The sequence below is a fragment of the Tateyamaria sp. Alg231-49 genome, assembly GCF_900143535.1.
Taxonomy (GTDB): domain Bacteria; phylum Pseudomonadota; class Alphaproteobacteria; order Rhodobacterales; family Rhodobacteraceae; genus Tateyamaria.
Genome location: NZ_FRFA01000002.1, coordinates 322212 through 345074 on the forward strand (window position 1 = coordinate 322212; position 22863 = coordinate 345074).

At 59.5% G+C, this 22863-nt stretch carries 21 protein-coding genes; 11 read left to right on the plus strand and 10 right to left on the minus strand.

All coding sequences use genetic code 11. The features are described from left to right. Window positions 1-3 precede the first annotated feature (3 nt). The 5 genes from DHN60_RS05170 to DHN60_RS05190 all read left to right on the plus strand — a co-directional run bounded on the left by DHN60_RS05170 (window position 4) and on the right by DHN60_RS05190 (window position 6794). Window positions 4-321, plus strand: coding sequence for a DUF2834 domain-containing protein (locus DHN60_RS05170; RefSeq protein WP_108836209.1), 318 nt, complete (start codon window positions 4-6; stop codon window positions 319-321). 101 nt (window positions 322-422) lie between these two features. Beyond that, window positions 423-1604, plus strand: a complete 1182-nt coding sequence (locus tag DHN60_RS05175; RefSeq protein ID WP_108836210.1) for a sugar-transfer associated ATP-grasp domain-containing protein — start codon at window positions 423-425, stop codon at window positions 1602-1604. A 35-nt stretch (window positions 1605-1639) separates the two neighbouring features. Continuing rightward, entirely contained in the window at window positions 1640-2791 is a 1152-nt protein-coding gene (locus DHN60_RS05180; protein ID WP_234423526.1) for a sugar-transfer associated ATP-grasp domain-containing protein, read from the plus strand. A gap of 36 nt (window positions 2792-2827) precedes the next feature. Beyond that, the gene (lysA, locus tag DHN60_RS05185) at window positions 2828-4093 is read left to right on the plus strand and encodes a diaminopimelate decarboxylase (RefSeq protein WP_108836211.1); all 1266 of its coding nucleotides are present in this window, start codon (window positions 2828-2830) and stop codon (window positions 4091-4093) included. A gap of 94 nt (window positions 4094-4187) precedes the next feature. Next, window positions 4188-6794 (plus strand): TIGR02302 family protein, encoded by a 2607-nt coding sequence (locus tag DHN60_RS05190; protein ID WP_108836212.1) that lies wholly within the window; start codon window positions 4188-4190, stop codon window positions 6792-6794. A gap of 64 nt (window positions 6795-6858) precedes the next feature. Here DHN60_RS05190 and DHN60_RS05195 read toward each other — a convergent pair whose 3' ends face one another. Continuing rightward, window positions 6859-7674 carry a zinc-ribbon domain-containing protein gene (locus tag DHN60_RS05195; RefSeq protein ID WP_108836213.1) on the minus strand — a complete coding sequence of 272 codons (816 nt, stop codon included), beginning with the start codon at window positions 7672-7674 and terminating at the stop codon, window positions 6859-6861. A 145-nt stretch (window positions 7675-7819) separates the two neighbouring features. Between DHN60_RS05195 and DHN60_RS05200 the strand changes: the two genes are divergently transcribed. From DHN60_RS05200 to DHN60_RS05215, 4 genes are read left to right on the plus strand one after another with little or no spacing between them, the layout of a single operon-like run. Further along, on the plus strand, window positions 7820-8497 hold the full coding sequence (locus DHN60_RS05200; protein ID WP_108836354.1) for a cell division ATP-binding protein FtsE: 678 nt from the start codon (window positions 7820-7822) through the stop codon (window positions 8495-8497). Continuing rightward, window positions 8494-9399: an ABC transporter permease gene (locus DHN60_RS05205; RefSeq protein WP_159089123.1), complete on the plus strand. Its 906-nt coding sequence runs from the start codon at window positions 8494-8496 to the stop codon at window positions 9397-9399. Before DHN60_RS05200 ends, DHN60_RS05205 begins: the two co-directional genes overlap by 4 nt. Continuing rightward, window positions 9396-10127, plus strand: a complete 732-nt coding sequence (locus tag DHN60_RS05210; protein ID WP_108836214.1) for a 1-acyl-sn-glycerol-3-phosphate acyltransferase — start codon at window positions 9396-9398, stop codon at window positions 10125-10127. Before DHN60_RS05205 ends, DHN60_RS05210 begins: the two co-directional genes overlap by 4 nt. After that, window positions 10114-10716, plus strand: a complete 603-nt coding sequence (locus DHN60_RS05215; protein ID WP_108836215.1) for a pyridoxamine 5'-phosphate oxidase family protein — start codon at window positions 10114-10116, stop codon at window positions 10714-10716. Before DHN60_RS05210 ends, DHN60_RS05215 begins: the two co-directional genes overlap by 14 nt. Window positions 10717-10781: 65 nt before the next feature. On the opposite strand, the gene DHN60_RS05220 is transcribed toward DHN60_RS05215, so the two are convergent. The 9 genes from DHN60_RS05220 to sucC form a co-directional block, all read right to left on the minus strand. Then, window positions 10782-11282, minus strand: coding sequence for a fasciclin domain-containing protein (locus tag DHN60_RS05220; protein WP_108836216.1), 501 nt, complete (start codon window positions 11280-11282; stop codon window positions 10782-10784). A 341-nt stretch (window positions 11283-11623) separates the two neighbouring features. Further along, the gene (lpdA, locus tag DHN60_RS05225; protein ID WP_108836217.1) at window positions 11624-13012 is read right to left on the minus strand and encodes a dihydrolipoyl dehydrogenase; all 1389 of its coding nucleotides are present in this window, start codon (window positions 13010-13012) and stop codon (window positions 11624-11626) included. Between the two features lie 127 nt (window positions 13013-13139). Beyond that, on the minus strand, window positions 13140-13526 hold the full coding sequence (locus tag DHN60_RS05230; RefSeq protein ID WP_108836218.1) for an MAPEG family protein: 387 nt from the start codon (window positions 13524-13526) through the stop codon (window positions 13140-13142). 206 nt (window positions 13527-13732) lie between these two features. After that, window positions 13733-15223, minus strand: a complete 1491-nt coding sequence (gene odhB, locus DHN60_RS05235) for a 2-oxoglutarate dehydrogenase complex dihydrolipoyllysine-residue succinyltransferase (RefSeq protein WP_108836219.1) — start codon at window positions 15221-15223, stop codon at window positions 13733-13735. A gap of 4 nt (window positions 15224-15227) precedes the next feature. Next, window positions 15228-18191, minus strand: coding sequence for a 2-oxoglutarate dehydrogenase E1 component (locus tag DHN60_RS05240; RefSeq protein ID WP_108836220.1), 2964 nt, complete (start codon window positions 18189-18191; stop codon window positions 15228-15230). Continuing rightward, a complete protein-coding gene (locus tag DHN60_RS05245) occupies window positions 18188-18718 on the minus strand; it encodes a DUF805 domain-containing protein (RefSeq protein ID WP_108836221.1) in 531 nt (176 codons plus the stop codon). Before DHN60_RS05245 ends, DHN60_RS05240 begins: the two co-directional genes overlap by 4 nt. Before the next feature lie 119 nt (window positions 18719-18837). Next, window positions 18838-19722 carry a succinate--CoA ligase subunit alpha gene (gene sucD / locus DHN60_RS05250; protein WP_108836222.1) on the minus strand — a complete coding sequence of 295 codons (885 nt, stop codon included), beginning with the start codon at window positions 19720-19722 and terminating at the stop codon, window positions 18838-18840. 9 nt (window positions 19723-19731) lie between these two features. After that, on the minus strand, window positions 19732-20262 hold the full coding sequence (locus DHN60_RS05255; protein ID WP_234423527.1) for a succinyl-CoA synthetase subunit beta: 531 nt from the start codon (window positions 20260-20262) through the stop codon (window positions 19732-19734). A gap of 174 nt (window positions 20263-20436) precedes the next feature. Continuing rightward, a complete protein-coding gene (gene sucC / locus DHN60_RS05260; RefSeq protein ID WP_108836223.1) occupies window positions 20437-21630 on the minus strand; it encodes an ADP-forming succinate--CoA ligase subunit beta in 1194 nt (397 codons plus the stop codon). 319 nt (window positions 21631-21949) lie between these two features. On the opposite strand from sucC, the gene DHN60_RS05265 reads away from it, so the two are divergent. Both DHN60_RS05265 and DHN60_RS05270 read left to right on the plus strand, forming a co-directional pair. Beyond that, on the plus strand, window positions 21950-22618 hold the full coding sequence (locus DHN60_RS05265) for a glycosyltransferase family 2 protein (protein WP_108836224.1): 669 nt from the start codon (window positions 21950-21952) through the stop codon (window positions 22616-22618). Beyond that, window positions 22619-22849 carry a hypothetical protein gene (locus DHN60_RS05270; protein WP_108836225.1) on the plus strand — a complete coding sequence of 77 codons (231 nt, stop codon included), beginning with the start codon at window positions 22619-22621 and terminating at the stop codon, window positions 22847-22849. The last annotated feature ends 14 nt before the right edge of the window (window positions 22850-22863 follow it).

Consider the following 22863-nt stretch of genomic DNA (forward strand, 5'->3'; position numbering starts at 1 on the left):
CTGATGGCCCCGATCCGTATGATCTACCTTGCCCTCGCGATCTGGGGGGCGGTCCATCCGATGTATTACTTCCTGCGTTGGTTCAACGAAAACGGCTATGACATCATGGCGATGGTTGATGCATGGCACGTGAATGACGCCGCCAGCGGGCTGGTATGGGACCTGACGATCGCAGCTGTAGCCTTGACAGTCTTCATCATTTCAGAGGTTGCAGTGCGCCGCAATTGGCTTGCGCTCATCGCGATCCCGGCCACCTTTTGCATCGGGGTTAGCTGCGGCTTGCCGCTCTATCTTTTCCTGCGCTCGCGCCCCGTCACGTAGAACTTTCTCCAATTTGGAAACAATGGCGCCCAATTGTTGCCATTTTCGCCTGCCATCTTCAGCCCAAAGCAAAGTTTCGGATCAAAACGCGGGGCAACGTGATGACAGATACAGGTATTCAAGCACCAAACGGCGCTCTACTGGACGCGCCGGGCAAGGCGAAAAAAGCAGAAGCGCCATTGATCGCTCAGGTGGCCAAGGCACACGGGATCAGCCCGCTGCGCCAGATGCGGGACATCTTTTCGATGAGCCGGGGCGCGCAGAAACTGAGCGGGCCGGAGTATTACTCTCTGCGCCTGTTCGACCCGTCCAAAAGCAGTGAAGACAAGCGCGCCTTCCTTGGACAGGCGGGCATAAACGCTCTGAACACCACCATGAACCCGCCCGTGGCCGTGCCAACGCGCGCCTTTGTGGGCAACAAGCTGCTGTATACGCAACTTTTGACCCAACTTGGGATACCTGCCAGCACAACTCAGGCGATTTTCAGCACGCATATGTCGGCAGGTCACCTCACCATAGCGCGTAACGCAACTGACCTAGCCGACTTCCTGCTCAAGGATGCGCGCTACCCGATCTTTGGCAAACCCCATTTTGGCTCTCTTTCAACCGGCGCTGTGCGGATCGAAGCACGCAATGATGACATGTTGCGCCTGTTTGATGGCACGACCCATAATGTGGATACATTTGCGGAGCATGTGGCCGCGCAATATCCGGGTGGGTTCATGTTGCAATCCGCTCTTTCGCCACACAGCGCGATGGCACATATCGCAGGTCCGGCCATCGGGTGCGTCCGCGTGGTCACGGCCAATGACGGCTCCGGACCCAAACCGGCCTATGCCGTGTGGAAAATGCCGGCGGCTGGCGCGATTTCGGACAACACATGGCAAGACGGCATTCTTCTGTCACATATCGATCTCGGCACAGGCACTTTGTTGTCTTTGGTGCGCGGTGCGGGCCTTGAGGCAGAAACGCTGTCTGACCACCCAGTTTCTGGCGCTCCGGTTGTGGGACAGACGCTCCCCTTCTGGGAGGAAACACTGCGTCTGGCCACCGATGCCCACGCCGTGTTCCCGGAATTCGGAATTTGTGGATTTGACATTGCAGTGACGGACGAGGGACCCAAAATCTTGGAATGCAATGATAATCCTTCTCATATGATGTATCAGCGCGCCACTCAGCGTGGCATTCAGAACCCCGACCTCGCCCCCACTTGGCAGGCTGTCGCTGACCGACAGACCAAACAGGTCGCCAAAATCCAGTGTGCACTGAAGGCGAAAAAATGATTGCAGCCTCAAACAAGGCACTGTTGGGTGCCCCTATGGATCCGCGCCCCGCTGCGGCGGAAACCATCGTTGCCGTGGCCAAAAGGTTCGGCGTTGGACCTTTCAAGCAAATGCGCGAGATGACCGCGCTGCGGTGGGGGCCGGGTAAGCTGGCCAGCCACGAATATTTCTCGACTGGTGCATATGATCCGAACTTGTCCAAGGCTCAAAAGCAGGCCTTTGTTGGCAAAATCGGAAGCTATGAACTGAACGTCGCGGCGTCTCCCATGAAATTGACCGGTACGCGTGCCTTTCTGCGTGACAAGGTTATGTATACCTCTCTTTTGACGCAACTTGGCCTGACCACAACTTACACGCAGGCGGTGGTGCATACCGAACGCCAGTTCGGCAATATCGCAACCTTGCGCACGCCGGCTGAGGTCGAGGCGTTCTTGCGCGGCTCCGCCACCTATCCGCTGTTTGCAAAACCATGCGAAGGGGCCGCCAGCGTTGGATCGGCTCTGATCGAGGGACAGGATGGTGACGTTCTGCGATTGGGCAATGGGCGGTGCGTCGATGTGGCCGCGTTCTCACACGAGATCATTACCGACTATCCGGAAGGTTTCATCCTGCAATCGGCGGTCAAGCAGCATGAGGCCATGTCCGCCATGACCGGCGCCTCCGTTGGGACATTGCGCGTTGTCACGGTACGAGACGAAAATGGCATTTCGCCGCTCTACACTGTCTGGAAAGTTCCCTCTCCCACGGCAATGTCGGATAACTTCTGGCAGTCAGGCAGCATGGTTGCACTGATCGATGATGATACAGGCCGCGTGCGCCAGTGCAATATTGGGTCAGGGCCGGCTGCTCAATGGCTGGATCACCATCCGGTGTCGGGCTTGGCATTCGAGGGTTACCAAATTCCGCATTGGGACAAAGTAATGGATGTCGCTTGCCGAGCGCATGGACTGTTTCCCGAATTTGGAATTGTTGGATGGGATATCGCTGTGGGCCAGGACGGGCCCATCATAATCGAATGCAACGACAATCCCTTTCATGTTCTGTGGCAATTGGCGGCGGGAGAAGGCATCCGCAACGACCGGTTCCTGCCCCGGTTGGAAGCCGCCACCAAGAGATCGGAGGACATGTTGCAGGGGCGGGTTGCAACATTCCGCGCGCGCCAAGCGGCCAAATCCAAAACGAGCTGATTGAACAACCTTGCTTCGGTCGCTATTGGCCGATGGATGGATCATTTTCTCTACCGCGATGGCGCATTGCACGCCGAAGACGTCCCTCTCGCCCAGATTGCGGCAGAGGTTGGAACCCCATTCTATGTCTATTCGACGGCCACTTTGTTGCGCCACTTTGAGGTGCTGGATGAGGCGCTGAACGGCATGGATCATCTGGTCTGCTATGCCATGAAGGCCGCCAGCAATCAGGCGATCCTCAAAACGCTGGCCCAAGCGGGCGCGGGCATGGACGTGGTGTCTGGCGGGGAATACCTGCGCGCCAAGGCCGCAGGCGTGCCGGGCGACAAGATCGTGTTCTCAGGCGTGGGCAAGACAGCCGACGAAATCCACATGGCCCTGACGGGCGGCATCCGCCAGTTCAACGTGGAATCCGAGCCGGAGATGGAAGTGCTGAACCGCGTCGCAGGTGAAGTCGGCGTCATCGCACCCATCACCATCCGCGTGAACCCCGATGTGGACGCAAAAACTCACGCCAAAATCGCCACTGGGAAATCGGAAAACAAGTTTGGCATTCCCATCGCGCGGGCCCGCGAAGTCTATGCCATGGCAGCTGCAATGGCGAACCTCGAAGTGATCGGGATCGACGTTCATATCGGCTCGCAACTGACCGATCTGGCCCCGTTCGAACTGGCCTATCAAAAAGTGGCCGAACTGACCGAAACGCTCCGCGCCGACGGGCACACCATCCGCCGCCTCGATCTTGGTGGCGGACTTGGCATTCCTTACGCACGCAGCAACGAGGCGCCCCCGCTGCCGAAAGACTACGGCGATTTGATCAAACGCACGGTCGGGCACCTCGGCTGCGAAATCGAGATTGAACCAGGTCGCCTGATTGCAGGCAATTCGGGTTGCATGGTCAGCGAGGTCATCTACGTCAAATCCGGCGAGGGACGGGATTTCCTAATCCTTGACGGCGCGATGAATGACCTGATCCGCCCCGCCATGTACGAAGCACACCACGACATCGTACCCGTGATCGAACCCGCACCGGGCGTCGAACAGGTGCCGTATGACATCGTCGGGCCGGTTTGCGAATCTGGAGACACGTTTGCGAAACAGCGGATGATGCCGCCTTTGGCCGCAAAAGACCTCGTCGCCTTCCGCTCGACAGGTGCATATGGCGCAGTTATGAGCAGCGAATACAACACCAGACCCCTGATTCCGGAGGTTTTGGTGAAAGGTGATCAATACGCGGTGATCCGCCGTCGCCCGACCTTTGACGAAATGATAAATCGCGATAGCATCCCAGAGTGGCTGTAGCTGTGCACAGAGTCATGTGGCTTTGAGTGCGTCAAAGCCTATGTAAGGATGTGTGTGCAGTGATGCGCGACACCACAGGCAAGGGACGCGAGATATGTCGAGCTTTTCCAGAAATGACGTGCGCCGCGGGCTGAGTGCCTTGCGCTGGCCACTGTTCTGGACGCGCGCGGGCATGTTTGCCGAAAGCTTTTGGCGCGCCACATGGCCGCTCGCCACTGTGGTGCTGCTGGTTCTTGCCGCTCTGATGCTTGGCCTGCAAGACAGCGTCGTGGTCGAAGTTGTCTGGGGAATAGCCGTCGTCTCGGCCCTCGCAGCCCTTGGTGCGTTGATTTACGCGATCTCCCGGTTCCGCATACCAACCCGCGAGGCGGCACTCGTGCGCCTTGACGAAACACTGCCGGGCCGCCCGATCCAGGCGTTGATGGACACCCAAGCTATCGGCGATGACGATTCCGCGTCCAGTGCTGTCTGGCGCGCGCATCAGGCGCGGATGGCCGAACGTGCCGCCACGGCCACTGCCGTGCCGGCCGATTTGCGCATTGCACGGCGCGACCCTTATGCGCTGCGCTATGTGGCGGTGCTCGTCTTTGCAGTTGCGCTGATCTTTGGGTCGATCTGGCGCGTGGGTTCTGTGACCAACATGACACCCGGCGCTGGCGACGCCCTTGCCTCTGGTCCCGTTTGGGAAGGTTGGGCTGAAAGCCCGCGTTACACCAACTGGCCTACCATCTACCTGAACGATATCCCCGAAGGCGCGTTGGACCTGCCTGCGGGAAGTCTGATCACCTTGCGTCTATACGGCGAAGTGGGCGCGCTGACGGTGGCCGAAACCGTTTCGGGGCGCATCGGAGAACTGCCCCCGGCCTCGGCTGCTGAGCAGGATTTCACTGTGCGCCAATCTGGCGATATCACGATTTCGGGCCCCGGCGGACGCACGTGGAACGTTGCTATCGTTCCAGATCGGGCGCCCAGCATCGCCATCCTGAATGATCCTGAATCTGATGCGATGGGCGAGATGTCATTGCCTTATCAGGCCTCTGATGACTACGGCGTTGAGGCGGGCGAGGCGCGCATTGCCATCGATCTGCCATCCGTTGACCGCCTTCATGGGCTTGCCATTGATCCAGACCCACGCCCCGAATTGACCGTGGCCCTGCCGATGCCCATCACTGGCGACCGTACCCAGTTCGAAGAAAGCCTTGTCGAGGATTTCTCCGAACATCCTTTTGCCAACTTGCCGGTGACCGTCACGCTAAGTGCGCTTGATGCTGCCGAGCAACAGGCCGAAACCGCACCCCGCCAGATGATCCTGCCGGGCCGTCGCTTTTTTGACCCGTTGGCGGCTGCGATCATCGAACAACGCCGCGACCTTTTGTGGTCCAGGGAAAACGCGCCCCGGATCGCGCAGATCATGCGGGCTGTCGCACATCGCCCGGACGAGGTGTTTCGCAAGCAAGTAGACGAATTGCGCCTGCGCCGCGTGATCACGCGGTTGGAAACGCTCGCGCGCTACGGGCTGACAGATGAACAGCAGACCGAAATCGCGCGCGACATGTGGGACCTTGCCCTTGGGATCGAAGAAGGGGACCTGTCCAGCGCCCTCGAACGGCTCCGGCAGGCCAAGGAACGGCTGAACCAAGCGATGCGCGAAGGCGCAAGCCAAGCTGAAATCGAAGAATTGATGCGCGAATTGCGCCGCGCCACGGATGACTACATGCGCCAGCTGTCGCGTCAGGCGGAACTGGACAACGAGGCCAATGAGGAAAACGGCGGCCAACAAAACAGTCAGAACCAGATGCAGATGAACCAGGATGATCTGCAACGGATGATGGACCGCATTCAGGAACTGATGGAACAGGGCCGCATGGCCGAAGCAGAACAGGCGCTGCAGGAACTGCAGGAAATGCTGGAAAACATGCGCGTCACCCAAGGTGAAGGGCAGGGCGGCCAGTCTCCGGGTGAAGAGGCTATGGAAGGTCTGGCCGAGACGCTGCGCGAACAGCAGGGTCTGTCTGATCAAGCCTTCCGCGATCTGCAAGAACAGTTCAACCCGAACGCCCAAGCCGGTGAAAGCCAAGGCAATGAGGGCCGCGACGGTGGGCAAGGTCAGGGACAACAGCACAGCCAAGGCGGCGATGGTCAGGGCGAACAAAGCACGGACGAAGGCGGTGGCGATGGCAGTGACCAAAATGCCGGCGAAGGACAAGAAGGCTCGCTCGCTGATCGCCAACAAGCGCTGCGTGATGAACTGCGCCGACAGCAGGGCAGCCTGCCGGGTGCCGGTACACCCGAAGGCGATGCGGCGCGTGATGCGCTAGATCGCGCCGGGCGCGCCATGGACGGGGCCGAAGAGGCGCTGCGTCAGGACGACTTTGCGGGTGCCATCGATAACCAATCCCAAGCCATGGAAGCGCTGCGCGAAGGCATGCGCGCGCTGGGCGAAGCGATGCAACAAGAGGCCCAGAACGGCCAACAGGGGCAAGGGATATCGGATGCAGACCGCCGCGCCGATGCCCGCGATCCCTTGGGGCGCGAACCGGGCTCCAACGGCTCTGTTGGTACCGAAGAGGGGCTGTTGCAGGGCGAAGACGTCTATCGCCGTGCCCGCGATCTGCTGGATGAAATCCGGCGGCGTTCGGGCGAAGGACAACGCCCAGACGTGGAACTGGACTACCTGCAAAGACTGCTTGATCGGTTCTAAGCTCTAAGCGGCTCCAACCACAGGCCATCGGTGCAGACCTGTGGCGAAAGCGTCTCGAGCGGCCTTATTCTTCCTGCGCTGACGCAACATCATCCAGCCACGTCAGCCCCATTGTGACCTGCTCATCCAGCCACGTACGCCCGGTATCCACCAGCGCGACATAATCGCTTAGATACGGGTTCGCCTGCGGTACCGCGTCCGCGATTTGCGGTGCCATCACGTAAATGGCCCCAAGGATCACGGCCAGCAGGATCATCAGCGTAAAGCCACGGCGGAACCCTGACTTGGCCGGAGGGCCGACAGGCGCAGATTCGGCATCACTCGACGCGCCAGCCCCACCTGCCTGACGGTCGCTGGACGAACGCAGAGTTGAATTGATCTCTTCGATATCTGGCAACAGATCACGACGGGACCCTAGGGCCGCCGCTGTCGCGGCTGCCTCGCTCACCGCAGCCTCAGGTGGCTCTTCACCACGCATTTTGGCCATGCGCGCCTGTGTTTCGCGACCGCGTTTGTCACTCTCGGCGTCCTGCAAACCCAATTCCGGTTGGCTTTCAAGAGCTTCGCCGGCGCGGGCCTGTGCCTCGTGCTCGGCCTCCTGACGCAGGATATCGGCAACAGAGGTATCCAATTCACGGCGTTCCGGCATTGGCGGGGCTGCAACGCGTTCTTCGCCTTCTACCGGTTCATCATCGACATCGGAGAGATCTTCGGTTGCTTCGGGCGTAAGGGGCTCTTCCACCTCTTCGTGCATCTGATCGGGGTGATCCTGAAACCATGTCTGCCCGCAATTGGAACATTGCACGTCACGGCCTTCTTCAGGGATAACATCATCCACGACCTCATATTGCGCATCGCAATTAGGACAAACTAGCCGCATTTATGCCTCTGCTCTCTATTATTTTCTCCACCATATGTTGTGTGGCCTTGTCAGAAAAGTAATATTTGCAACTCGTCCTGTCTGCTATTCAATTGAATCCCGCATGATGCTGAGGCACAACAGGCGAGTTGGGGCGGGGGCACGCGTGATAGAGCTTGAAAATGTGGCGTATAGTTATGGCGGGGGCGAGTTGTTGTCCGATATATCCGTCAAACTCGCGCCCGGATCGTTTCACTTTTTGACCGGGCCCTCCGGGGCGGGCAAAACCACGTTGCTCAAGCTGTGCTACGGGGCGCTTTTGCCTTCGGCGGGCTATATCCGGCTGTTTCAGACCGATGTGCGTTCGCTCGAGCGTGATGACATCGCGCAGTTGCGGCGCAGGATTGGGGTCGTGCACCAAAATGTGCAGTTTCTCGACCATTTGTCTGTCACAGACAACGTGGCCCTGCCGCTTACGGTGTCGGGACGTCATAACGGAGCGGCCGGCAGCGACTTGCCTGAACTGATGAACTGGGTCGGCCTGACCAACCGCGCCGACGCCTTTCCACCGGAACTGTCCGGCGGGGAACGCCAGCGCGTCGCTCTTGCACGCGCGGTGATCATGTCGCCTGACATCGTGCTGGCAGACGAGCCAACCGGAAACATTGACTGGGAAATGTCCCAACGTTTGCTGACCCTGCTGGTCGAGCTTAATCGCATGGGCAAAACTGTGCTGATCGCAACCCACGATCTCGGCCTGATCCGGGCCGCCAAGGCGCAGGTGCAAGCACGGGTGCTGCGCATTTCGAACCGGCGGGTGCAACTGGCGGGGGCAGATCTGTGAAGTTCAACCTTGCCACTTTGCGGGGCCTGATTGCCGGGGATCAATATGCGGCCCGCGTTGTTCCGCCCTCAGGGTTCACCGCACAACTGACCCTGTTTGCCTCAGGCGCCATGGCCTTTCTGGCGGTGTTTGCGTTGGCGCTGTCGCTGGCCAGTGGACGGCTTGCGCAACGTTGGGGGGATGAACTGGCAGGTACGGCCACGATCCGCATCGTCGCGCCGCAAGATCAACGAGCAGAGCAGACTGCTGCGGCCCTGAACGTGCTGGAAACGACACCGGGCGTTGCCAGCGCGCGGGCATTGACGGATGCCGAACAACAAGCACTATTGGCGCCGTGGTTCGGCTCTGACCTGCCGCTCGACACGCTGCCCGTCCCGCGCCTTATTGAAATTTTTACAACAGGGCAGAGTTTTGACGCCACTGGTCTGCGCTTGCGACTGGCTGCCGAGGTGCCGGGCGCGGTGCTGGACGATCACGGGCGCTGGCGCGCACCGTTGGTGGCGGCCGCACAGCGGTTGCGGTTTCTGGGCTGGCTTGCGGCGGGGCTTATCCTTGCAGCGGTGGCTTCGATGGTCACGCTTGCCGCCAATGCAGCTCTTGCCGCCAATGCGCAGGTCGTCGCGGTGTTGCGCCTTGTAGGGGCCACGGACAGTTACATCGCTCAGGCCTTTGTGCGGCGTTTTACGTGGCGTGCGTTGGTTGGATCGACGGTTGGCGTCGCGCTGGGCATCGCCGCAGTCTGGGTTCTGCCAGCAGGCAGTGACGCCCCCAGCTTTCTCACGGGCATAGGGTTTGAAGGGGTGGGCTGGCTGGTCCCTCTGGCCCTGCCGCTGGTCTGTGCCCTTGTTGCACTGGCAGCGACGGCGGTGGCGGCAGACCGTGCGCTCAAGGAATTGTCATGATGCAAACGATCCGCTCTTACCTTTTCATCGCGCAGATGTACGTCATGATGCTGGTTATCGGCCTCGTGTTTTTCCCTTACGCGCTGGTCAACAAGGAAGGTGCGCGGCTGTGCTGCAAGACCTATAGCCGGTGGGTGTTCTGGACCATGGGCTGGATGGTTGGCATCCGGCATGAGGTGAGAGGCGAGGTGCCACAGGGCGAAGTGTTGATTGCCGCCAAACACCAGTCTTTCCTCGACATCATGATGATTTTTACGGCCCTGCCCAAAGCAAAGTTCATCATGAAACGCGATATCCTGTGGACGCCAATCATTGGCTTCTATGCCAAGATGCTCGACTGCGTACCAGTTGAGCGGGGCAAGCGGGGGGCCGCGATTGCCAAGATGGTGGCGGACGTGCAAGCCGGGCGCTCTGATCCGGGTCAACTGATCATCTATTCCCAAGGTACCCGCGTCGCACCGGGGGCCAAGGTACCTTACAAGGTGGGCACCCACGTTCTTTATGAACAACTCGACCAACCTTGTGTTCCTGTGGCCACCAATGTCGGTGTGTTCTGGCCGCGCAAGGGGATGTGGCGCAAGCCGGGCCTTGCCGTCGTTGAGTTCCTGCCCGTGATCGAAACGGGGTTGGGAAAAGATGCATTTCTGGCCCGGCTTGAAGATGAGGTTGAGACGCGGTCAAACGAACTGATGGTTGAGGGAGGGTTTGATCCGGATGGAGTTCATTGACACGGTCGAGGGGCTCGAGGCGCTTTATGGCACTCCTGGCGCTGCGTCTTTGCGCAAGGTCGCCGATCACCTGACCCCTCTTTACGCCAAGTGGATCGAACGTTCCCGGTTCGTCGTGCTGACAACAGTCGGTTCTGGCGGCACGGATGGCAGCCCGCGCGGGGACGATGGCGCTGTGGTGACGGCGCTCGATGCACGCACGCTGGCGATGCCAGACTGGCGCGGCAATCAACGGCTGGATTCACTGCGTAATATCGTCGAGGACGGACGGGTGTCGCTGATGTTCATGGTGCCCGGGTCCAACACAGTGGTGCGGGTGAACGGGCAGGCGCGCCTGACGGCGGACGCCAATTTGCGCGCCCGGTTCGAACACAAGGGACGTCAGCCAGCAACGGTGATCGTGGTGACTGTGGGCGAGGTCTATACCCAATGCGCGCGCGCTGTGATGCGGGCGGGTCTTTGGTCACGCAATGATGCCGAGGCTTTGCCGACGCCGGGTGAAATACTGGCGGAAGTGTCCGGGGGCGAAGAGGGTGGTCAATCCTATGACGCCGAATGGCCCGAACGCGCGGCCCGGACCATGTGGTAGCCGTCAATGCTGACGAGCTGGGAAGTGCGGAGCGTTGACCCAACGCTCCGCACTCTTTTCTAAGCTTAAGGCAGCAGAACCTTGTCGATTACGTGGATCACGCCGTTAGTTGCAAAGATGTCAGCGGCTGTAACGTTGGCATCATTGACTTTCACGCCTGTGCCGAGTTTGCCAGCCTGACCGTTAACGTCCACTGTCGCACCGTTGACTGTGGCAACGTTTTGGCGTGTGCCCAGCACATCGCCGGCTGTGACCTGACCGGGCACAACGTGATACGTCAGAATGCTGGTCAGAGTGTCTTTGTTCTCGGGCAGCAGCAGGCTGTCCAGTGTGCCGGCTGGCAGAGCGGCAAAGGCTGCGTTGGTTGGCGCGAAGACTGTGAACGGGCCGTCGCTTTTCAAAGTGTCAACGAGGCCAGCCGCTTGAACGGCTGCTACAAGAGTCGAGAAATCGGGATTGCCTGCCGCAATATCGACGATGTCGTCGCCCTGCGGCTGTGCGCAAGCGGTCAAAGCCAGAAGGGCGGCAGCGCCCCCAAGAAGTTTTATAGAAGTGCGACGTTTCATCGGTCGTGTCCTTTCAATATTTCCATGCGGACCTTTACCTAGGGCTACAGGTCACAAGACAAAGGGTTTTTGGCGAAAAAAGATACAAGTCGCCTCGCCGAGCACCCACGACAACCGGTCATCGGCAGAAATTTTCTTCCCTCACGGGCTGCAATCGGCGGTGAGTCGCCATCCACGCAAACTGAGCTGTTCCAACAGCTCGAATTGCTGGGTTTTTTGAGGGGGGATTGGCAAGCTCTCCACGGAGCATGTGCGCCATACGGATGTATAGCGCACAGCGTTTCTAAAGTTGCCCCGAAGGTCCGAGGCATTTCACCTTCCGCGTAGCGGCGCTCCACGGACTAGCTGTGGATCGGGCCTAAACCACAGGCCAATGCCGCTTCGCGCACGGCTTCTGAATATGTCGGGTGCGCATGGCAGGTCAGGGCCAGATCCTCAGCGGAGGCCCCAAACTCCATCGCCACGCAAACCTCGTGGATCAGGTCACCCGCGGCGGGGCCAATGATGTGGGCACCCAGAATCCGGTCTGTCTCAGCGTCTGCCAGGATTTTGACAAACCCGTCGCCGGCAAAATTCGCCTTGGCACGGCCATTGCCCATAAAGCTGAACTTGCCCACCTTGTAGGCTGTGCCCGCCTCTTTCAGGTCTTGTTCCGTGTGGCCCACATTGGCGACCTCGGGATGCGTATAGATCACGCCCGGGATCACACCGTAGTTCACGTGGCCATGCTTGCCCGCAACCGTGTCGGCGACGGCCATGCCCTCGTCTTCGGCCTTGTGGGCCAGCATGGGGCCTTCGATGACGTCGCCGATGGCGTAGATGCCCGGCACATTGGTCTGCCAATGGGCGTCCACGGCGATCTGGCCGCGCTTGGTCATTTCGATGCCCAAGGCGCCAAGGCCAAGACCGTCGGTGTAGGGTTTGCGCCCGGTGGCGACCAGCACGATGTCAGCATCCACGGTGTGTTCGCTGTCATCCTTGCGCAGCTTGTAGGTGACTTTGGCCTTTGTCTTGGTTGCGGCCACGGATTGTACGGCGGCACCCATTGTAAAGCTCAGCCCCTGCTTGGTCAGCAACCTTTGGAACTGGCGCTGCACTTCGGCGTCCATGCCGGGGGTGATGGCATCGAGGAATTCGATCACCTGCACTTCGGCGCCAAGGCGGGAATAGACCGAGCCCAATTCCAGCCCGATAACCCCTGCGCCAATCACCACCATCTTCTTGGGGACTTTGCCCAATTCCAATGCGCCGGTAGAGGTCACAACAACCTTTTCGTCCACCTCGACACCGGGCAGGCTAGAGGGTTCGGACCCAGATGCGACGATGATTGACTTGGCCTCGTGGACCTCATCGCCAACCTTGACCTGACCGGGCGCGGGGATGCTGCCCCAGCCTTTGAGCCAGTCCACCTTGTTCTTTTTCATGAGGAATTCGACGCCCTTGGTATTCTGGCCAATGGTGTCTTCTTTGTAGGTCAGCATCTGCTTCCAATCGACCGAGGGGCTTTTGCCCTTCAGGCCCATGGCGGCAAAGTTGTGCTCGGCCTCATGCAGCATGTGCGAGGCATGCAGCAGCGCCTTGCTTGGGATGCACCCGACATTAAGGCAGGTGCCGCCCAGCGTTTCGCGTCCTTCGACGATAGCGGTTTTCAGACCCCGCTGTGCGCAACGGATCGCGCAGACATAGCCGCCGGGGCCGGAGCCGATGATGATTACGTCGTAAGATGCCATGGGTCAGGTCCTTTTTTGCCGGGGTCAGAGGGGGCCAGCCCCCCGGTGCTGCGCACCGCCCCCCGGGATTTTTTCTAATCAGAGAAGCGGACGGGCGCGCCGCTGTGGATGTGGGGTGTCTGCGTCATCAGAGCAATGGGACAATCATCAGGGCAAGGCCTGCAAGCGATACAAACCACGCAATAGAGCGGACCAGAGGCAGGCCAGAGGCATAGGCCGGGATGTAGGCGACGCGCGCCCAGAACCACAAAGCGGCGCCAAGAGCGGTTGTTTCGGTTCCAAGTTCGGTGACGGCCAGCATCAGAGCCAAAGCGATGAACGCGGGCAGCGTTTCGAGGTAGTTTTTCAGGGCGCGCTGAATGCGTGCGGCGACAGGGGGCTGGTCGCGGTGTTCGTCCTGCGGGCCAAGCGCCCAGCCGAGACCTTTGGACAGATCAGAGAACGTGGCCTGGATGAGTGCATGGGCGATCAGCAGGATCACGGCATAGGTGAGATAGGTGAGTTCGGGGGTCATTTTGATTGCTCCGTATTCGTCTCAAAGATCAGTTTCTTTTAGAAATCTAACACTCTTACTTTGCCTCAGCGGGGTTAAAAGGCAGATATTTTAAAACAGCCCGAGATTGCAGCGCGTCCGCCAGAGGTTTCGACTGCGCCACCTGGCCGAGCAACAGGTGGCGCAAACCGTGAAAAACCTAGATATGACAAAGCCACATGGCCCCCTTACAAATCCATCAACAACCGGCGTGGGTCTTCTAGCGCTTCTTTCACTCGCACAAGGAACGTGACCGCTCCTTTGCCGTCGACGATCCGGTGGTCATAGGACAGCGCCAGATACATCATCGGGCGGATCACAACCTGACCACCAATCGCCATGGGCCGGTCCTGAATCTTGTGCATGCCAAGGATACCGGACTGTGGTGGGTTCAAAATCGGCGAACTCATCAGTGAGCCATAGACACCGCCATTGGACAGCGTGAACGTGCCGCCCTGCATTTCGGCCATGGACAGCTTGCCATCACGGGCACGCGCGCCCTTTTCGGCAATCGCCTTTTCGATATCGGCAAAGCTCATCGCGTCCGCATCGCGGATCACCGGCACCACAAGGCCCGTCGGCGTGCCTGCGGCCACACCCATGTGCACGAAGTTTTTGTAGACGATGTCGGTGCCATCGATCTCTGCGTTGACCTCAGGCACTTCTTTCAGCGCGTGGCAGCACGCCTTGGTAAAGAAGGACATAAAGCCCAGCTTGACCCCGTGTTTCTTCAAAAACAGGTCTTTGTACTCGCTGCGCAGGGCCATCACCTCGGTCATGTCGACCTCGTTGTAGGTGGTGAGCATGGCGGCCGTGTTCTGGCTGTCCTTGAGGCGGCGCGCGATGGTCTGGCGCAAACGGGTCATCTTGACCCGCTCTTCGCGCGCTTCGTCATTTGCCGCCACAGGGGCACGCGGAGCGCTGACAGGGGCAGCGGCCGCCGGTGGAGCTGCACTCGCGGCGGCGACGGCTTTGGCGACGTCGTCTTTCATCACGCGGCCATCGCGGCCTGTGCCTGTGACGGTATCCGGGCTGATCCCGGCCTCGGCCATTGCTTTTTTGGCGGCGGGCGCGTTTTCGACATCCTTGCTGGATGCGGCAGGCGCTGGGGCAGCAGCAGCAGCGGGGGCTGCGGCTACGGCACCGGAGGATGAGATGACGGCCAGTTTGGCGCTTGCATCCACGGTCGCGCCTTCGGGGGCAACGATTTCAGCGAGAACACCTGCGGCGGGGCTTGGGACCTCGACGCTCACCTTGTCGGTTTCCAGCTCGCATAGCATTTCATCTTGCGCGACGCTGTCGCCGACCGCTTTGAACCATGTGCTGACTGTGGCCTCTGTCACGGACTCGCCCAAGGTGGGCACCATCACGTCGACACTGTCACCACCGGATGCGGGCGCTGGGGCGCTTTCGGCGGCGGCGGCGGGGGCAGCTGCCGCGTCGCCTTCGGCTATTGTGGCCAGCAGCGCATCGACGCCCACGGTTTCTCCTTCGGCGGCGATGATTTCGCCAAGCGTGCCTGCAACGGGCGAGGGCACTTCGACCGTCACCTTGTCGGTTTCCAGCTCACACAGCATCTCGTCAACGGCAATCGCCTCGCCGGGTTTCTTGAACCACGTGGCAACAGTGGCTTCGGTGACGCTTTCGCCCAAGGTGGGCACGCGGACTTCGGTTGTCATGGTCTTACTTCCCTTTGATGGTCAGCGCGTCGTTCACGAGCGCGGCTTGTTGGGCTTTATGATTGCTGGCCAGACCCGTCGCGGGGCTGGCAGAGGTGGCGCGGCCCACATAAACGGGGCGGGTGTGCTTGGCCTTGATCCGGCCCAGCACCCATTCGAGGTTAGGTTCGATGAACGTCCAGGCGCCCTGGTTCTTGGGCTCTTCCTGACACCAGACCATCTCGGCCTGTTTGAACCGTTCCAGTTCCGCAACCGCCGACTGCGCCGGGAAGGGATAGAACTGTTCGAACCGCAGGAGATAGACATCGTCAATCCCGCGGGCATCACGCTCTTCAAGCAGATCGTAGTAGACCTTGCCCGAACACATCACCACGCGCTTGATCTTGGCATCCGGCACCAATTGGGTGTCCGAATTGCCATGCTGGGCGTCGTCCCACATCAAACGGTGGAAGGACGAACCGGTGGTAAATTCCTCGGTCTTAGACACGGCCATCTTGTGGCGGAGCAAGGATTTGGGCGTCATCAGGATTAGCGGTTTGCGGAAATCCCGGTGGATCTGACGGCGCAGGATGTGGAAATAGTTCGCAGGGGTCGTGCAGTTGGCGACGATCCAGTTGTCCTGTCCGCACATCTGTAGGAACCGTTCAAGTCGGGCCGAGGAGTGTTCGGGGCCCTGTCCCTCAAACCCATGAGGCAGCAGGACGACCAGACCGGACATGCGCAACCACTTGCTTTCACCGGATGAGATGAACTGGTCAAACATGATCTGCGCGCCGTTGGCGAAATCACCAAACTGCGCCTCCCACAAGGTCAGCGCGTTGGGTTCTGCAAGGGAATAGCCATACTCAAACCCAAGAACCGCGTATTCCGAGAGCATCGAGTCGATGACCTCATACTGTGCCTGACCCGTGCGGACGTTGTTGAGGGGATAGTAACGCTCTTCGGTCTCTTGGTTCACCAGCCCCGAATGGCGCTGTGAGAACGTGCCACGGGTCGAATCCTGCCCGGCCAGACGGACCGGATAGCCTTCGGTCAGAAGCGATCCGAAGGCCAACGCCTCACCGGTGGCCCAATCAATGCCTTCACCGCTTTCAAACATCTTGGCTTTGGTGTCGAGCAGCCGCTCAACCGTTTTGTGCAGGGGAATGCCCTCCGGCACGGTGCTCAGCGCTCGGCCGACCTCGGCAAAGGTTTCTGGCGGGATAGATGTCTTGCCACGCTGGTATTGCTGCTCTTCCATCTTATCGAGATGTGACCACTTGCCATCCAGCCAGTCGGCCTTGTTGGGGCGGTATTCTTTGCCGGCCTCGAACTCGTCGTTCATGCGGGCCTGGAACGCGGCCTTCATGTCTTCGATCTCGCCCTCGGGGATCAGACCATCCTTGACCAGACGCTCGGTGTACAAGGTCAGCGTTGTCTTATGCTTCTTGATCTTCTTGTACATCACCGGATTGGTGAACATGGGTTCGTCGCCCTCGTTGTGACCAAAACGGCGGTAGCAGAAGATGTCGATAACAACGTCCTTGTGGAACTTCTGACGGAACTCTGTGGCGACCTTGGCGGCGTGCACCACAGCCTCCGGATCATCGCCGTTCACGTGGAAAATCGGGGCCTCAACGACCAGCGCATTGTCCGTGGGGTAGGGCGAAGACCGGGAAAAGTGCGGTGCCGTGGTAAAACCGATTTGGTTGTTCACGACGATATGCATCGTGCCGCCCGCGCGGTGACCCCGCAGGCCCGACAGGGCGAAACATTCAGCCACAACACCCTGACCTGCGAACGCCGCATCGCCGTGCAGCAGGATGGGCATAACGCTGGTACGTTCTGGATCGTTGTTCTGATCTTGCTTGGCGCGGACTTTGCCCAGAACAACCGGGTTCACCGCCTCCAGATGCGACGGGTTCGCGGTCAGGGACAGGTGCACAGAATTGCCGTCAAATTCGCGATCTGAAGACGCGCCGAGGTGGTACTTCACATCGCCCGATCCATCGACATCCTCGGGCTTGAAAGACCCGCCCTGAAATTCGTTGAAAATCGCCTTGTAGGGCTTGGCCATCACATTGGCCAAAACCGACAAACGACCCCGGTGGGGCATGCCGATCACAATGTCACGCACGCCAAGGCTGCCGCCGCGCTTGATGATCTGCTCCATCGCCGGGATCAGGCTTTCGCCCCCATCCAGACCAAAACGTTTGGTGCCCATGTATTTGACATGCAGGAACTTTTCGAACCCTTCGGCCTCGACCATCTTGTTCAGGATCGCCTTGCGCCCTTCGCGGGTGAACTGGATTTCCTTACCCAGCCCCTCGATGCGCTCCTTGAGCCAGCCCGCCTCTTCTGGGTTCGAAATGTGCATGTATTGCAGCGCAAACGTGCCGCAATAGGTGCGCTTCACGATGGCAATGATCTCGCGCATCGTGGCGACATCCAGACCCAAAACCTTGTCGATAAAGATTGGGCGGTCCATGTCGGCCTCGGTAAAGCCATAGGACTTTGGGTCCAACTCAGGATGAGGCGTCTGATCGCGCATGCCCAACGGGTCGAGGTCGGCGACCAGATGGCCCCGGATACGATAGGCGCGGATGATCATCAGGGCGCGGATACTGTCGAGAACCGCGCGCTTGATCTGATCGTTGGAAACCTCGACACCTTTTTCAGCCGCCTTGGCCTTGATCTTGTCGCCTGCCCCTTTGACCTCTGCAGGTGCCGCCCACTCCCCTGTCAGGGCTTGGGTCAGATCATCGCCCGGCATCGGGGGCCAGTCAGTGCGTGCCCAACTCGGGCCTTCGGCCTCGCGTTTGACGCTGACCTCGTCATCGCCCATCGCCTTAAAGAACGCCTGCCAAGCTTCATCAACAGCGCCCGGATCATTGGCGTAACGCGCATACATCTGTTCGAGGTATTCCGCGTTGTGTCCTTGCATGAAGGACGAGGCATGGAACTGGTCGTTGGGAGACTGGTCAGTCATTGGAGTACCTCCGAAAGATTGGGGTTTGGCGTGGGGCGGCGAGTAGGGAGTAAGGCGAGAAGTAAACACAGGATGGCCAGTGGACGGCCGATCCAAGGCATGATGTCAAAAAGAACCCGAAGGGAAGAATAGCGTCCCAGTTCTGACGCGGGCACGGTTTTGTCGTCAAACTGGACCGACAGGTTTTGCAACTCGCCCTCGGCAGGCACCGGAATGCGGTAAAGAAACTGTGCGATCACACCGAACAGAAAGACGAGAACGAACAGCCAGCGCCAAACGCCTGCATCAACCAGACGCCGGGTGCCGACGGCGATCATCGGCAGTGCAATCGCGATTGTGATCACCGTTGCAAGGATGTCGGCATTGGGCCCTGAGGTCGGCAGCCCACGCCAGAGCATGATGAGCACCGCCGCCGGGTATAGCAGCCCCCAAGTCCACCAGAATTCCGACCGCGAAGCGCGGCCGGAAAAGTCGAACGACTTCCGGAAGGACATCTCTAAGGCGCTTACCGGTCCCATCTCATCCATTGCCAATTGCTTCTATCAATGCTGTGCAGGCCCAATCGCGCGTTCGACGCGACGCAGGGGATACTCCCCCAATCGCAACCGGCGGATGCCGTTGGCGCATATGATCGCCCGTGCAGCATTTAGCCGTTGATCGCTTCCTGTACCGCCTCACCCAGCGTCGCAGGGCTGTCCGCCACCACGATCCCTGCGGCGCGCATGGCTTCGATCTTGTCCTCGGCACCGCCTTTGCCGCCGGCAACGATCGCGCCCGCATGACCCATACGACGGCCCGGAGGCGCTGTGCGGCCAGCGATGAAACCGGCTGTCGGCTTCCAGCGTCCTGCCTTTTTCTCATCTGCAAGGAACTGGGCGGCGTCTTCTTCGGCAGAGCCGCCAATCTCACCGATCATGATGATGCTTTCCGTCTCTGGATCAGCGAGGAACATTTCAAGCACGTCGATATGCTCGGTCCCTTTGATCGGGTCACCGCCAATGCCCACGGCCGATGACTGACCCAGCCCCAGATCCGTGGTCTGCTTGACCGCCTCATAGGTCAACGTGCCCGAGCGGGACACAACACCACAGGACCCACGCTTGTGGATGTGGCCGGGCATAATGCCGATTTTGCAGGCGTCTGGCGTGATCACGCCGGGGCAGTTTGGCCCGATCAGGCGCGACTTTGACCCTTCAAGCGCGCGCTGAACACGCATCATGTCGAGCACGGGGATGCCTTCGGTGATGCACACGATCAGCGGCATCTCGGCATCGATGGCTTCAAGGATCGAGTCTGCCGCGAAGGGCGGCGGCACGTAGATCACTGATGCATTCGCCTCTGTCACATCCATCGCTTCGTGGACCGAATTGAACACGGGCAGGTCGAGGTGGGTCATCCCACCTTTGCCCGGTGTCACGCCGCCAACCATCTTGGTGCCATAGGCGATGGCCTGTTCTGTGTGAAAGGTGCCTTGCGAGCCGGTCAGGCCTTGGCAGATCACTTTGGTGTTTTCGTCAATAAGTACGGCCATTGGATTTCCTTAGTTGAGTTGGCTTGCAGCGGGGGTAAGCCGCTCCACATTCATGAATGTTTCTATGCCGTTGGGTCCTTGGCGGGTTCCTACATGGACCACGGCGATGCGTTTGGGATTAAGGTAGCGGGCCGCAAGCATTTCGGTGCCTGCGATCGGCGTGTGCGTTTCGGGGGTGGGGGCGTCCTTAAGGATGCCTTCCGCTTGCAACCCGTTCTGTGCCATTTCGATGGCGAGTTCAGCGTGATCCCCATCAAAGCTGACTTCACAGCGCCGGTCGGTGCCGCGCGTGGCTGGGCGCAAGCCAAAGGCGGGCGAGGGTGCTGCATTGGAAAACGGTTCAAGGTCATAAAAGTCATGGCGTGCACCAGCGACACTTAGAACATCCCGCGCCTTGGTGGCGGTCAGATAGGGTGAAAAACAGTTCTGTGTGAAAGCCTGCGCAGCAAGGATCGCGTTTTCCTGCGCAAGTGCGGGCGCACCCAGTGCCATGGCTGCGAGACCAAGTTTGATACTGCGCCGGGAAGATGCCTGTCGCATGGTCACAATCTCACCGCCTGGAAACGCGCGCCGCCTGCCTCGTTGGCATTTGAGACGCGCCCCATCTGGAGCGATCCCGACGACAGGCTTTGGACAACAGGGTTCGCACTCGTTGTCCTCTGGCACGCCGACGGGACGAAAAGCCCAGATACGAGGCACGCATTGCGCATCGCCTTACCCCTTGACGGCTTTCACGATCTTCTGCGCGCCGTCTTTGAGGTCGTCAGCGGCAATCACGTCAACGTCTGAGTTGTTGATGATGTCTTTGCCCTGCTGCACGTTGGTGCCTTCAAGGCGTACGACCAGCGGCACTTTCAAACCAACCTCTTTCACGGCGGCAACCACGCCTTCGGCGATCACATCGCAGCGCATGATGCCGCCAAAGATGTTGACCAGAATGCCTTTGACCTGCGGGTCGGAGGTGATGATTTTGAACGCCTCGGTGACCTTTTCCTTGGTCGCACCACCGCCCACGTCGAGGAAGTTGGCAGGCTCGGCGCCGTAAAGCTTGATGATGTCCATCGTGGCCATGGCAAGGCCCGCGCCGTTCACCATACAACCGATTTCACCGTCGAGCGCGATGTAGTTGAGGTCGTATTTCGAGGCGGCGAGTTCTTTGGGGTCTTCTTCCGTCTCGTCGCGCAACTCGTTGATGTCGGCGTGGCGGTAGATCGCGTTGCCGTCAAAGCTGATCTTGGCGTCCAGCACTTTGAGATCGCCGCCATCGGTGACGATCAGAGGGTTGATCTCAAGCATCTCCATGTCTTTTTCCATGAAGGCTTTGTAAAGCAGGCTCATCAGGCCGACGCATTGTTTGACCTGTTTGCCTTCCAGCCCAAGGGCAAAGGCGATGCGGCGGCCGTGGAAAGCTTGATAGCCAGTGGCCGGATCAACGCTAAAGCTCAGGATCTTTTCGGGGGTGCTTGCGGCGACTTCCTCGATGTCCATGCCGCCCTCGGTCGAGCAGACAAAGGAAACGCGGGACGTCTGGCGGTCGACCAGCAGGGCAAGGTAAAGTTCAGTCTCAATCCCCGATCCGTCTTCGATGTAGATACGGTTCACTTGTTTGCCGACAGGCCCGGTCTGGTGTGTGACCAGTGTGCGGCCCAGCATCTTCTTGGCTTCTTCGGCAGCCTCGGTGGCCGACTTGGTCAGGCGCACGCCGCCTTTCTCGCCGGCATCCGCTTCTTTGAATGTGCCTTTGCCGCGTCCGCCTGCGTGGATTTGGGCTTTGACCACCCAAAGAGGGCCGTCCATTTCACCAGCCGCTGTCTTGGCGTCTTCCGCACGCAATACGACGCGCCCGTCCGAAACGGGGGCGCCATAGCTGCGCAAAAGGGCTTTGGCCTGATATTCGTGGATGTTCATGAGCTTGAGGTCCCGTATTGATGCATCTGCGTTGGCCCTATACCAACAGGACTAAATGCCGCGTAAACTGTAAATGGACCCGGTGCGCCGTTTTTGTGCAGAAAATCGAATTTTGTGATCACTGCCGAAAAAAGTGTGATCACAAATGACTGGACGCAGCGCGAAAGGGAATCAATAGGCATCAGTGGTTGGCCACCCGATACACCTTCGGAACGGACCAAGCCGGGCTGTGGTGATGGCTGCAAACGAGCCTGCTACGCTCGTTATGTGCAACATGCACTGGCGCATCGCCACAGGGGCACAGGCGGTTCAGGTTTAACTGGATGATCCACAGGACACAGGGGCCGATGCACTGCGCGCCAGTCTTGGAAGCCGGGTTTTGGTCTGCGCCGATGCCTATTGGGCAGAAAGACGCGGCAAGCGCGGGCGGCCTGCTTCGCAAATGCGCCGCCAAACCAACAATGCGAATGTGGCCAAGGACGCAGCAGACAGCGACTGGCTGTTTCACATCGACGCGGATGAATTCATCTGGCAGGGCAGCTCGCTGTCTGACGAGCCGGTGCAGGTGGAGGATGCCAATACCGAAGTAAACCTGACTGTTCTTGAGCGGCATTTCCCGGAAGATGGCAAACAAGGCACCCTGTTCGAAGGGGCATTTCGCGCCACAGCCGATTTGTCAGAAGAAGATCGGAAATCAGTTTACGGGCCTTTCGCCGCCATGATTAAACGTTGGCAGTACTCGCATGGCGCTGGCAAGGGCGGTGTGCGCACGTCAGACCCGTTGCGATTGGGTGTCCACAATGCATCCGAGTGGCGCGGCGACAAATGGCGGGGTCCGGCGCGACATGTGTCAACGTCCGCGCAACTGTTGCACTTTGATGGGCTGACGCCGCTTCACTGGCTGATCAAAGTTTGGCGTTATCGCCGCAACCCTAAGGACGTCCAGAAGGTGATCCTTCAAGCTCACCGGGCGGCGCAGATGGATTGAATGAGCGCGCGCAGTGCGTCTCTCGAGCAGGCGGAGGCTGCGCACGAGACACTTTTCGCACTCACACCAGACCGGCGGGCGCAGCTTGAAGCTTTTGAACTGTTGCGCCATGTGCCCTTTGATCTGTTTTCAGTTCTGTCCGCTGATGCACCAGATCTGACGGCTGCAGCGTTCAATTCGGATCTGTTAATTCGCAACCCGTGGATCCGGGACGTTTTGGGCGAACTTTAAGCCTGTTCGGCTTC